General features: G+C 45.5%; 13 protein-coding genes and 2 pseudogenes. 9 read left to right on the top strand and 6 right to left on the bottom strand.

Annotated features, from left to right (window positions below; genetic code table 11):
• From RIB93_RS14940 to RIB93_RS14900, 9 genes and pseudogenes are all read left to right on the top strand, one after another.
• A pseudogene (locus RIB93_RS14940) lies at positions 1–325 on the top strand (hypothetical protein); the annotation flags it as partial.
• A 121-nt stretch (positions 326–446) separates the two neighbouring features.
• The gene (locus RIB93_RS14935; RefSeq protein ID WP_446373534.1) at positions 447–1,814 is read left to right on the top strand and encodes a HEAT repeat domain-containing protein; all 1,368 of its coding nucleotides are present in this window, start codon (positions 447–449) and stop codon (positions 1,812–1,814) included.
• Between the two features lie 409 nt (positions 1,815–2,223).
• Positions 2,224–3,567, top strand: a complete 1,344-nt coding sequence (locus RIB93_RS14930) for a MurT ligase domain-containing protein (protein ID WP_446373533.1) — start codon at positions 2,224–2,226, stop codon at positions 3,565–3,567.
• Positions 3,568–3,816: 249 nt separating this feature from the next.
• A pseudogene (locus RIB93_RS14925) lies at positions 3,817–4,008 on the top strand (cobalamin biosynthesis protein CobQ); the annotation flags it as partial.
• A 119-nt stretch (positions 4,009–4,127) separates the two neighbouring features.
• On the top strand, positions 4,128–4,382 hold the full coding sequence (locus RIB93_RS14920; protein WP_446373532.1) for a type II toxin-antitoxin system Phd/YefM family antitoxin: 255 nt from the start codon (positions 4,128–4,130) through the stop codon (positions 4,380–4,382).
• A gap of 9 nt (positions 4,383–4,391) precedes the next feature.
• On the top strand, positions 4,392–4,625 hold the full coding sequence (locus RIB93_RS14915) for a PIN domain-containing protein (protein ID WP_446373531.1): 234 nt from the start codon (positions 4,392–4,394) through the stop codon (positions 4,623–4,625).
• Between the two features lie 384 nt (positions 4,626–5,009).
• On the top strand, positions 5,010–5,828 hold the full coding sequence (locus tag RIB93_RS14910) for a type 1 glutamine amidotransferase (RefSeq protein WP_446373530.1): 819 nt from the start codon (positions 5,010–5,012) through the stop codon (positions 5,826–5,828).
• A 125-nt stretch (positions 5,829–5,953) separates the two neighbouring features.
• The gene (locus RIB93_RS14905) at positions 5,954–6,745 is read left to right on the top strand and encodes a hypothetical protein (RefSeq protein ID WP_446373529.1); all 792 of its coding nucleotides are present in this window, start codon (positions 5,954–5,956) and stop codon (positions 6,743–6,745) included.
• Between the two features lie 111 nt (positions 6,746–6,856).
• Entirely contained in the window at positions 6,857–7,327 is a 471-nt protein-coding gene (locus RIB93_RS14900; RefSeq protein ID WP_446373528.1) for a hypothetical protein, read from the top strand.
• Positions 7,328–7,544: 217 nt separating this feature from the next.
• Here the strand turns inward: RIB93_RS14900 and RIB93_RS14895 are convergent, their stop codons facing one another.
• The 6 genes from RIB93_RS14895 to RIB93_RS14870 form a co-directional block, all read right to left on the bottom strand.
• Positions 7,545–8,180 carry a type I restriction endonuclease gene (locus RIB93_RS14895; RefSeq protein WP_446373527.1) on the bottom strand — a complete coding sequence of 212 codons (636 nt, stop codon included), beginning with the start codon at positions 8,178–8,180 and terminating at the stop codon, positions 7,545–7,547.
• Positions 8,181–8,226: 46 nt separating this feature from the next.
• Positions 8,227–8,586 (bottom strand): DUF4209 domain-containing protein, encoded by a 360-nt coding sequence (locus tag RIB93_RS14890; RefSeq protein WP_446373526.1) that lies wholly within the window; start codon positions 8,584–8,586, stop codon positions 8,227–8,229.
• Positions 8,519–8,977 carry a hypothetical protein gene (locus tag RIB93_RS14885; RefSeq protein WP_446373525.1) on the bottom strand — a complete coding sequence of 153 codons (459 nt, stop codon included), beginning with the start codon at positions 8,975–8,977 and terminating at the stop codon, positions 8,519–8,521. The genes RIB93_RS14890 and RIB93_RS14885 overlap by 68 nt, the downstream gene beginning before the upstream one ends.
• A 34-nt stretch (positions 8,978–9,011) precedes the next feature.
• Positions 9,012–9,794, bottom strand: a complete 783-nt coding sequence (locus RIB93_RS14880; protein ID WP_446373524.1) for a hypothetical protein — start codon at positions 9,792–9,794, stop codon at positions 9,012–9,014.
• 316 nt (positions 9,795–10,110) lie between these two features.
• Positions 10,111–10,938 (bottom strand): slipin family protein, encoded by an 828-nt coding sequence (locus RIB93_RS14875; protein ID WP_446373523.1) that lies wholly within the window; start codon positions 10,936–10,938, stop codon positions 10,111–10,113.
• Positions 10,939–11,292: 354 nt separating this feature from the next.
• The gene (locus RIB93_RS14870; protein ID WP_446373522.1) at positions 11,293–12,369 is read right to left on the bottom strand and encodes a hypothetical protein; all 1,077 of its coding nucleotides are present in this window, start codon (positions 12,367–12,369) and stop codon (positions 11,293–11,295) included.
• Between the last annotated feature and the right edge of the window lie 384 nt (positions 12,370–12,753).

Genomic DNA, 12,753 nt, shown 5'->3' with positions numbered 1-12,753 from the left:
ACTTTGGGGCGGTTTAGGGGATGACACTCTCACGGGAGACGATTTCTCTGGGGGACAGGGTAGCGATACGTTTGTGCTTGCCCTTGGCGAAGGAACTGATACAATAATAGATTTTCATCTGGGTGAAGATTTTTTGGGGTTAGCCAATGGACTGACCTTTGAAGAGCTGACCATCACTCAGGGAAGCGGTGGGAATAAGGGTCATGCTCTGATCAGTTCTGGTGATGAAACATTAGCCCGTATCAAAGGTGTAGACGCGAATGACCTAATCGCGATTGCCTCTGGCAGTGTCGCGATCGCAAATCCAGTTTTTGTTGACGTATAGCTAAGTTCCGCTATGGCGTCTTTCGATTACTTCTTTCCCTTACAAATGACGAATGACGAATGACAAATGACAAATGACAAATGACTTTTAACTTTTGACGTTTGACCTGTGACTTAATTTAATGACTAACCCTGATAATGCTTCAGTCGTGCATAAAATTCGCTCCTTAGCCCGAATGCGCTCAGAACAATCGATTCCAGTTTTCCGGCAAGGACTCAACCAGGACGATAATAGCGTACAGGCTTGGGCGGCGTGGGGACTAGCACAAATTGGTAGCGAGGTGGTAGTGACGGATTTACTTGCAGCCTTGGCAGATTCATCCCCGCAGGTGCGAAAGTGGGCAACGTGGGCATTAGGGGAAATCGGTAGTGAACAGGCAGTTACGGGACTCTTGGACGCCCTAAACCATGAGGATGCTCAAGTCCGTTGGCGGGCGGCGACGGCGTTGGGACGTATCGCCAATCCTGTGGCAATTGACCCACTCCTACAGGTTTTGCGAGAAGATGAGGATCACTATGTTCGCGGTAGAGCGACATGGGCGTTAGGACAACTCAGAAGTGATGCCGCACTCGAAGACTTAAAACGGGCGCTCTATGACCCAGACTTTTATATTCACACCAAAGCCGTCTATGCCTTAGGAAATCTGGCGAGCGAAGAGGCGGTTTCTATTCTCCTGGAAGGGCTTTATCATCCTGTCTTAGAAGTTCGGGCGGCGTCTGTGTCCGTATTAGGTGAAATTGGCACTGAAACGGCCATTGCGGGAATTTTACAGTCACTTAGCGATGGAGATGTCTTTGTCCGCACCAGAGTGGTGGAAGCCTTGGGAAATATTGGCACACCAACAGTGATAGCGGGTATTCGACAAGCGCTTAATGATGAAGATGCTTATGTTCGAGATAGAGCAGCGGCGGTGATTGAAAAACTCAAGGGGGCGATGAATCGCGATGTGCAGGATATCTCAGCAATGGCGGCGAGTTCTATTCAAATTCCGGGTTTACCTAAACTCTGGATTGGTTCATTTAGTGAAGCCAGTGAATATCTCTGGTCGAAAACGCCAGGGTCATCCATTCACTATCTGATTTCCATTGGTTCTCCGGGAGTTGCTCCGCCTCCGGGTTATACTCGCATTCCTCACCATTTGCGATTAGAGTTTGATGATATTGATATACCCCATGATGATCCCGAATATGTCTTGCCGACAGTAGAGCATATCCTGCAAATTATCGAATTTACCAATTTGATTTCGTCGAACCAGGGGGATTTACTCATCCATTGTCAATCTGGAGTGAGTCGTTCGGCGGCGGTGGCGTTGATTGTTTGTACTGAGTTATTGGGCGTGGGTAGAGAGGACGATGCCCTTGCCAATGTTTTAGCCATTAGACCTCAAGCCCTGCCCAATCTGTGGATTGTTCAGTTAGCCGATGATATTTTAAATTGCGGGGGTCGATTGGTTCAAGTGGTGCAACAGCATCATGACTCGGTGAAATAGTTTTGACCTGATACCAAGTTGCATTCAAAGATATAACTTTCCCTCCCCCTGCTGCCCCTGCTTCCCCTGCTGCCCCTGCTTCCCCTGCTTTTCCTATCTACTATGTTTGAGCGCCACTCGGTATGAGGGGGTGACAAGGGACTTGAGGGTACTACTGGGTGTAGGGTGTAGGGGCGGGTTTCGCTATTATCGTTGCTTCCCTAACCCAGATGCGACTAAACCCGCCCTGACCAAGGTTGGAGTGAAAGGTTTATCGTGGGCGATGCAGACGTTTATGGCGAAGACAGCGCAACTACGAACTTACGCAAATAGGTAGAATATTATGCTGACGAGCTATAGATGGCTGAGTAAATAACCTAGTATAAGCTCAGCGAACCAAAAAGCTGCCCCATCTGGGAGGAGTGTGGATGTGAGTCAATCAGTGCTAGATCAAGTGCGTCTGAGTTTATCGGTAGGCGCGGCTAAAAGCGTTACCTCGTTGGTGCGAGGATTCCGTTTAGGGGCAGCGAGTGTATTACCAGGGTCAATTGCCCGCAGAATTCAACCCCATGCTTTGCCGTTGCTTTTGGCACAGGTACGGCGTGGGGTGATTCTGATTGTGGGGACGAATGGCAAAACCACGACGGCTCTATTATTGCGGACTCTGTTGGAGCGTCAGGGGTGGCGAGTGGCGCATAATGTCACGGGTGCGAATTTGATTAATGGGTTGGTGACGGCGTTGATGGAGCATACCAATGTTGTTGGTGTGCTGGATGCCGATTATGCCATTTTAGAAGTGGATGAAAATATCTTACCCTTGCTCTTGCAGGATTGTCAGCCCCAAGTGATTTTGGGCTTAAATCTATTTCGTGATCAGCTTGATCGCTACGGGGAAGTAGATACAATTAGTCAGCGTTGGATGAAGGCGATCGCACCGCTTCCTGCTCAAACACGGGTGATTTTGAATGCTGATGATCCGACACTGTGTCATTTGGGTCAGCAGTTATCGCAAACGGTGCGATTTTTCGGGTTAAATGAACCGGAGCGCTATCTGGAAGAAATTCCCCATGCCGTAGACTCGATTTACTGTCCCAGTTGCGGCTATCCCTTGGATTACAAGGGGGTTTACTTGTCTCATTTAGGGGACTACCACTGCGCGAGTTGCGGATTTCAGAAAAGTTCCTTAGCAGTAAATAGTCAGGAGTGGCCCCAAATCTTAATTGGTATTTATAACAAATATAATACCCTCGCCGCCGGATTAGTGGCAGAGGAATTGGGGATTGAACGGGCGGATATTTACGATACGGTTAAAACCTTCAAGGCGGCATTTGGACGCGCCGAGGAATTGGTGGTTCAGGGCAAGAACGTGCGAATTCTGTTATCGAAAAATCCAGTCGGGATGAATGAAACGATTCGGGCGGTGCATGATATCCAAAAACAGGGGGCAGCTTCGACCAAGTTAGTAGTGTTGAATGACCGCACCCCTGATGGGACGGATGTGTCTTGGATTTGGGACGTGGATACCGAGAAGCTGGTGGCGTTAGGGGGAACGATTGTTGTGAGTGGCGATCGCGTTTATGATATGGCATTGCGCCTCAAGTATTCTCAATCTGAGGCAGAACATCCTTGTGAGTTAATTATTAAAGAGGATTTACAGGAGGCGATTAAGACGGCATTGGCACATACACCAGAGGATGAAACGCTGCATATTTTACCCACTTATTCTGCCATGTTAGAAGTGCGGGGATTGCTCACCGGGCGGCAGATTTTGTGAGTAACCCCCTTTTGAGGAGGCGATTGAAATCGCAGCTACACAAACAAAGTCCGCCTACGCGGACTGGTTTATAAAGGGAGTAGTCAACCGATTATTGCCAGAATTGCAATTTATACCAAATTAGATGAGCTTACCCTGGACAATAATCTTGTGAAAATAGATCGGTCTACGATAATTTTTATTGTTTCCGATAATAAGCCTAAACGACCATCTGTAGGAGTAATCCATGAATTACGCCAGAAACTGGAAACCGGAACCCCTGGAGTGTTTACCTGCGGTTCTCCGCAACTGTTGGGTCACTATTACGAACCCGCTTTAGGTCAACGGATTTAAGGATTAGGGTTATTGGATTTTGTCAGTAAGCATCCTAGACCTAAAGCCCGTCGCTGTATTGGCAATGTCGTCTTCGAGTTAACCGCCTCTCCCCTTACCCAAGATTTAGTGTTACGCCAGTAGGGTGCGTTGCTGTTAAGCAAACGCACCACCCAAAGAAGTTGAGATCGAAACCTATGCTAGAATTTGTGTACACAACGATACACAAATCAAAAGTAGAGAGTGAAATGGTAGAAAGAATTGGTGTTCGGGAGTTCAGGCAAAACTTAGCCAAGTATATAGACGCTGCTTCTCCCGTTGCTGTGATGCGTCACGGACAAACCGTTGGGTATTTTGTCCCTGCCCATCAAGAACCCGTCAAAGCTGAACTAGAAGCCCTCAAACAAGCAGCAGCCAAACTTGATGCTTTACTAGCTGAGCAAGGAATCAGTGAAGATGAACTGGTGCAAGAATTTCGCCAACTTCGCGAAAATAAAGCCTAAATCGTTTTCATGTCAACCAAGAAACAAATTGTTCTGGATGCAAATATCTTAGTTCGCGCTGTTTTAGGGAGAAAGGTTCGAGGATTATTAGAAGAGCATATCACAACCACCCAATTTTTTACCCCAGATGAGTGCTATTTAGATGCCAGGAAATACCTCCCACCGTTATTTGAAAAGCGTAACTTACCTGCACAGGACGCTCTCGATGTCTTAGAGCAGTTAACCTGTCTCATCGTAAGCTGAACCCCTTACTTTGGCGTCAAAAAGCGGTACTCCTCCGACTCAAGCCCGTTGGGGTTCGATGCATGTATTTTTGTAAAAATCAAAATCTTTTTTTGACAAAAAATAGAAAAAATGGTAATTTTAAGGGTTAATTTTATGATTTGCCAGGGGGGTTGGGTTGAACTGTTATCGGTGAGGGAGGGCGGATTTTGTTGTTCATTTATCGGTGAGGAGGGCGGGTTTTGTTGTTCATTTATCGGTGAATAGGTGAATTTAGTCCCTAAACCCGCCCCTACAGTCCCTAAACCCGTCTCTACGATTGTGGCTAAACCCGTCTCTACAGGACTTCTTTCCGTTTTCCCTCTAGTCAGCCTGTAAAACTTAGATAGAGAGTAAGCAAAAACGATGAATCCCGAACACCTAGAACTAACGATTGGCTGGCTATACCCGACCCTAATGAGTACCTACGGCGATCGCGGCAATGTGATCTGCCTCCAACAACGCGCTCAATGGCGGGGGATTCGGGTGAATGTCCTAGCCCTCGACCAGCAAACCTCTGCTGACCAATTCCATCAGGTCGATGTGTTTATGGGAGGTGGTGCCCAAGACCGACAACAGGAAATTGTGATGCGGGACTTGCGGGGGACAAAGGCAGATACGTTGCGCCAGAAACTGGAAACCGGAACCCCTGGCGTGTTTACCTGCGGTTCCCCGCAACTGTTGGGGCACTATTACGAACCCGCTTTAGGTCAACGGATTGAAGGATTAGGCTTGTTGGATTTTGTCAGTAAGCATCCTGGACCTGATGCCCGTCGCTGTATTGGCAATGTCGTTTTTGAGTTAACCGCATCTCCCCTCGCCCAAGACTTAGAACAGATGCTGGGACGTAAGCCGATTGTGATTGGCTTTGAAAATCATGGCGGGCGTACCTATTTGGGGAATGTCTCTCCTCTGGGTAAAGTGATGAAAGGCTACGGGAATAACGGCGAGGATGGCATGGAAGGGGCATTTTATCGAAACGCGATCGCGACCTACTCCCATGGTCCACTTTTACCCAAGAATCCCTTTATCGCCGATTGGCTGATCCAAACCGGATTAAAACAAAAGTACCAAACCCCTATCACTTTGACGCCCCTAGATGATACGTTAGCAAAGCAAGCACGGGCAGCGATGTTAAAACGCCTCTCGCTGACCAACCTGGCTCAAGAAACCGTAAACTGTTGAGATAGGCAACGTGCCAATCAACGGCTTAAGTTAGGCTAGAGCCAGCTAAGGCTGGGCTGTCAGTCAAGGAAATGCCATCGTTACCGTAATTCGCTTACGCTCAAGAGAAAATTGCAAGCAGGGATATGACCGGAAAAGTAATTGATAGCAGTACTACAGGGATTCTAATTCTCCTACTCCCGATCGCGTTTGTATTCGTCCTGTTGTTTAAAACGTGGCCCTATCTGCTTGCGCTTTTGGTTGTGATTATTCTGTTGAAAATTTGGCAACAGTATCGGTGGCTGCAATGGAGTAAGCAAGTCAACCCCTGGTTTAATCAACTGATCAAAGACAATCAGGGTTGCTTGACGCCCTTAGACTTGTCGATAAAAGCGAACATCTCTGGAACCGCCGCCCAGCGATACTTGGAGAGAAAGGCAGAAGAATTTGGGGCGAAGCGTCGAGACTACGAGGATAAAGGAACCGTTTATTACTTTCTCACGGCTAATGCTCTGGGAAGCATCTTTGATAGCAGTGAACCGCTACCGGAACAAGAGAATGAATCCTTGACCAATCAAGCCCCAAAGCTGGTTCAATGGCTGATGGAAGATGGAGAGGATGAGACAGAGGAAGAGATGGAGGATAAGTCCAGTCCTTGGGAATCTGAGACTGAGGAAGCGGACATTCAGGAAAAACTCGAATCCCCGCCGGAGAAGCCATCACCTCAATCTGAGCAATCTGAGGATGAAGAGAAAGAGGGTCAGGCTTTGATTCAGGCAGAATTAGCCAAACGACTCGATGTTCATTCGAGTACGATTGGCAAGCGCAAATCTGATCCGGATTTTGCCCAATGGAGTCAAAGTAAAGATCCAGACGGAGTTGCTTGGGAATATTCATCGGAAACCAAGGAGTTTTTGCCTGTGGAAGACGAGTCTTAGTCGTCATTAATCATGGGTCTTTTGAGGAGTTGAACTGAACCGAAGAATAGGCGATCGCGAACCTACGGTGTACAATATTCGATTTGGGCTTCATACCATACCATCATTGCCATGAAGATTGTTACACGTCTGATTGTGTCTACCCTAGCGCTGTTTTCAGTGACAACAGTTCAGATTACCGCAACGGCTAGACCCCTAAACGAATCCGAGCAGGAAGTCGAAGCTCAAATTCGGGCAGTCATTGAAGCCCAAGACGAGGAGGGCTATCAACTGGTATTTCCGCGAACAGTAGCCAGACTCTCTAGAGGGGCGCAAGCACCGAAGACGGTATTTTTATCGCCCAGTCGAGAGTACAGTTTCGTTGCTGTTTGCGATAAGAGTTGTGAGGATGTGGATATAATTGTCGAAGATATGCAAGGTAATGTCATCGCATCTGATATGACCGATTATGCTGTTGCTGTTGTTCCTTTTGTTCCTCCAGCCGAGGATAGGTATGAGATTAATGTAAAAATGAGTAAATGCTCGTCTAGGAACAGAAGTTGTGATTTTGGTTTAGGCGTCTTTGTTAAAGCAGAGGAGTGAACTAAGTAGGTGGGGACAATTAAAGTTAACGGTGGGAAGTTGTAATTTGTCATTCGCTCACTTCGTATTTCTGTATTCTAGTATGACCAATGATATAAGACCAATGATCTACCCTCGCAATCTGCAACTGATGGATTAAACTGATGGATTAAGCAGTTTTATTCCTGGATAGGGCACGATGAGAAGGCTAAAGCCCTTACTACAAACCTGCGTTTATTCATGTAATTAACGTACCAATTCGTTTCATAATTTGCAGAACGTTGTATAGTTCATTTTGCGGACGGGCAAAGATAGAAAAATCAGTGGACAAATCATAGTAACCGACAGGTTCTTGAATTAACTTCAGGAAAAGGAAGTTATCCCCATTAGTGACTAAGCCAAAGGACGGTTGTGTGGGATGAGGATTAGCCATCATGTAGGCGAGGGCTTGGGGAATTGCGACTGAAAAGGAAAATTTGGTTTGTTTGGATTCAATCAGTGTCAGCCAAAATTGATTTTTTAACACGAGAGCGTCAATGCGGCCGCGATAGGTTTCATCTCGTTCTTCAACCGTAAACTCGACTGATTTTTCTCCTTTCAGTTTATAGGGCGGGTCACAAAAACCAGCTAAGTACAACAGTGGAGAAACGAGGAGTAAATTCACAGTCGCTTCGGTCATTGAGCCATCGGCACTGTTGTAGAGATAGCTCGTTTTAATCCGGTCGAGGGTTTCCCGTTCGGATTGGGTGAGTTCAGGAAGATTGTTTTGCCATTCTGAAAAGAACTCAAGATTATCACTTTGGCGAATATTGAACCGCGATTCAGCTTCGTTAAGGGACGTAACGACTTCAGTAATTGTTAGGGTTTTTGTCATCAGTTTAGGCGTCGTTTTTGACCAGAATAACAGGTTTTATATAGTCTTATTCTCGTTCTGGATTTTCTGAAGTCTCACTCGGTTCACTTTGGCTTTGCCTTTGGGCAAGAATTGGCAAACAGCATAGATGTAATGTCAACCACCATAGATAAGATACTTCTAGTGTGATAAATCCATCGTAGTCTATTAAACCATGAGCCATTCGATTTCTGAGATTGGAGCCAAAACGATGAATCAATAAGCTTTGAATGTCAAAAAGTATGTCTTCACTGAAAATAGTTTTAACTTCCTCTGAATACAGCAGTGTGTTAAGGTCGCGTTCATTTTGAATACCTTTATCATCTAGGGTAGACGTTATGCTCCAAGTTGATTTGATCTCTAGCAGGTTCGACAACTGCCTGAGCATGAATTTGCTGGTAAAGCCTAGATAACTTAAACGTTTCAGCTCTGGTCACCTCTTCAATTTTTTGAGAATCGTTAGAGAGTATTGAAGATATCATTGAAGGCTTACGAGCTGTAACTTTTCCCATTTCATTTACCCTGTATTCAGGAACAAAGTTGCGAAATAGGTGCTGACGAGTAGATTCTTGAACTTGTTCTCGTAGTGTATCAACCTTTGGAGATACCCCCATGACCGCTAATTTAAGAAGAGCATCTAGCTGTGATTTACCTTTAACCTCCTCTCTTGCTTTTTCCATTACTTCCATAAAATTTATATCTGAAGTAAACACAGATGATCGCATTTCTGCTACCGCCTTGTGCTGATACTCAACTAGCATTTTATGTAGTTCTTCCACACGTTCCTTTGTCTTGCCAATCCTTCTCAGGGCTTCAATGGCCTTTTCTACGGATTTGCCAAGGCACATCAGCCGCAGATAAACGTTGCTGAAAGTCAGAGGGCAAGATACCACCGAGTTTAGCTAAGGCATCTAGAAGATTAACCACTAAATCCACTTCTTTGAGATGGCACGTTCTGAGACGATTGAGAATTGGTTCAATCGCTTCCTTAATTCCTAGTTTTGCTAAATGTTCAGCAACTAAGCCAGCATAGTCTTTATCCTGAGTTACGGCATCTAACAGACAAGGTACTCCTACCCGTGAGTTAAATTGCAGTAGCACAAGCGCTGCCAGAATTTGAGTTTCTGAATCATCCGATTCCTGGAATAGTTTCTCTAGATGCGGCACAATCACGGAACCGAAACGTTTAAGGCGTTCGGCAACCAGAAAGCGATTTGGACTTTTTCTTAAAGCAGCAACAGCTTGGATAGCAATAGAATCAACAATGTCTACAGCTTGTTCTAACGCCGGAACTTGTTTCTCAATCTGAGTCGTCCCCAAATCTTCTAGAACTGAATTAAGATTTGAATGGGTCATTATCGAATCCTCGTTACCAATACCTAATTCTGTAACGAATATACTACCGGATTCCCATGCTAGATAATCATTCTCTCCTTGTTTAAATCGAAGTTCGCTGACGATGACTTGTTGTCCTATATCAAGACTATCACCGACAATCCCTGTAATTCCTGTAACTCCCTCGGCATTGGTAAAGTGGCTAAATAAGCGCCCTTCACCTAAGTTAGGAGTTATCTTAGGTGGCGGTAGTGATAACAAAAAAAAGTGGGGTCGTTATTTAATGAATTGAACACACCTTATGATAGATGACAATCAACGCTTCTCAAGGCGATGCGATCGCACAATTTCAGGTCTGATACAATTGGGTCTTATAAATGACACCTTTGGCAAGGGCGGGTTTATCAATATCTGGGTTTCTTACATCCGATAATCGTAAAACCCGCCCCTACATCTGTCAAATATCCCTACCGCTCTAGGACATCGGTTAAGAAACCGGGTTGCTCGTGAATTTGACAACGAAATATCAAGTTTTCACCCAAAGAAACCCGGTTTCTCGGAATACTTGACCGACGCTCTACAAATCTAAGGGAATCGGCTCCTCCGGTGATTTAACCTGAACACTCCCATTCCTTTCAACCTTATTGCCCTGCTCTAATACCTCTGTCCATTGCTTGGCTAAGGTAATAAAATCAGATGGCATCATAATCAAGGTTGTGGTGTTATTTTCCGCGCCAATTTCCGTCAGCATTTGTAAACGCCGTAGTTCCAAAGCGGCTGGATTTTCCACAATCTTCTGCGAGGCTTCAGCTAACTTAATTGATGCTTCTTGTTCGGCGGAAGCCTTAATCAGACGCGCCCGTTTCTCCCGCACGGCTTCGGCTTCTTTTGCCATTGCCCGTTGCATATTGCTGGGAATTTCTACATCTTTAATTTCTACCCGTTCAATCACGACGCCCCAGGATTCGGTGATTTCGTCTACAATTTCTTGCACACGCAGGTTGATTTTATCGCGGTTTTGCAAGACATCATCTAAGATGTTTTGTCCCACGACATTTCGTAATGTTGTCATTGCGGCTTGATAAACCGCAATTTCGTAGTTTTCGACTTTATTAATTGCCCGCGATGGATCAATGATGCGATAATATAAAACCGCATTGACTTTAATCGTCACGCTGTCAGCCGTTACCGCTTCTTGGGGGGCGATATCCACGGTTTTGGTGCGGATATCTACTTGGGCTTTTTGGTCAATCAGCGGTAGAATCCAATACATCCCCGGTCCTCTGACATTGCTGAACCGTCCCAAGCGAAAGATCACGCCGCGTTCATATTCGCGATCGATTTTAAAGCCGCTGAATCCTACCAGCAGAATGATCCCGAACACTGTGCCAATAATGGTTTCCATAGAGACTTAACCAACTCTAATGTCTCTATTCTAGGAGATGAGACAGAGAGGGGGTAGAAACGTAGCCGATTACGTCTCTACCTTTCCGGCTCAAATAGGCTATTCCCCGTTCCCTGTTCCCTGTTACACACCGAGCGTGTTAAGCTGTTCGGCATTTAAACCTTAATATCAATAATGGTGCAATCCTGGTAGTGCGTTTAGCGAAGCCATGCCGCAGGCTTTAGCGAAGCCATGCCGCAGGCTTTGCATCTTGCTCGCTACTAATACCCAATTTAAATGCATGACAGCTTACTGAGCGTGTTACTGAGCAAAGCCGAAGTAAGCCGAAGTAAGCCGAGGTGTTCCCTGTTCCCTTTAACGACAAGCGAATAATTTCTGCATAGCTGTAGTATAAGGCTGAACGATTGATTGTTGCTCAGAGTTTAGGCGGATGAGAATCTTGTCTACTAAAAGTCCAACCATGCTCTCCACTAATTCCCAACTGACGCTTACGCTGGGATAAACCATCTCACATAAGGGATAAAGTTCTTTCTCCATTACTGCCATACTCTGTTCCAAAACACAAACCCACAGGTAGGCTTGAAACATCTCGACATCGCGGATACTTGAGGCTTTTACTTCTGGATGATCCAGTTTTCCGCGACGGCTGCGATAAGTGGGGTATCGTTCCAAGGCGTGGCGATAAACCCGTGTGGCAATTTCCTGACTCTTGGGTATGAGTTGCTCGACTAAGGCTAATACAGGAGAATTAAGGGAATGTTTAGCCGCTGCTGTGCAGACTCGTTGCCAGGGAATACATACTTGCTCTTCAACAAATTTAAAGTAAGGAGAGAGCAATAACTGTTCCGGTAGGCTTAACCGATTCAACAACACCTTGGAACTGAGATGAAACTGGGTACTCATAAATCCTAGCGTATTCTGATTATTGGCAGATAAATGCTGGGACTGAAATTGCATTAATTCTGGGGTCAGAATTGTAACAAGGGAGGAAACTTCGGGTAGCTCTAATTTGGGCATGACCGAGACTTTATATAAATCGGTCGAAATATCAACGGTTTCCACCTGAGATAAAGCGGAAATTAGATCGGAAGTTAGGGAATGTTTTTTATAGACGGATAAAACTTTCTCATAAACTTGCGCTGAGGATGTAGCAATGCCCTGGGATTCGGTTAAGTTGACAACGTTGGGAATGTAGGAGAAGAGAATACTCGTTCGGATACCCGCACACTTACAGTGAATTTCGATTAATCGAGAGAGTTTAGTCACGGTTTTCTCTCGCCCTTGGGGAGAAGTAGCTTCCATTAACTCAGTCGTTGTACATTTGTTAGTGGTTAATGAAAGGGTGGATAAGTCAGGGACATAACGGGCAGCCCAAATATTAAGCAGGCGTTTCACCGTGATATTTTTGTCTAATGGGGTTGTTACCAGCATGAAATACTCCTAGTTTGGGGTGAGGATAGTCAACAAATCGGATGATTGGCATCCGTTGAGCCTATTGTTGGCTGGTAGATCCCCTTTTGGACTAAATCCGGGTAATCAGTACCTGGACATCACTTTTGTTCGCTGTTACTCAAAACGATTAATCAGCGTCAAATCCTTATTCTTCCTTCCCGTTAAGAGTTCCCTGATCTCAACCGTCAACTTTAATTTTTTCCAACAACTTAGAGACAAGGCAAATGGCAGATGGCAAAAGGTTCCCAGGAACAAGCCATAGCACGTCTGGGTTGAGGGTTGCGTTCTGAACGGGTGGGAAAATTTTGCCCTGAAGGTCTATGCTTGCGTTAATGTAACAGTCTTAATGTTTAGTATAAACGC

The sequence above is a fragment of the Coleofasciculus sp. D1-CHI-01 genome (assembly GCF_040218875.1).
Classification (GTDB): domain Bacteria; phylum Cyanobacteriota; class Cyanobacteriia; order Cyanobacteriales; family Coleofasciculaceae; genus Coleofasciculus.
This window is presented reverse-complemented; position numbering and strand designations above follow the sequence as displayed.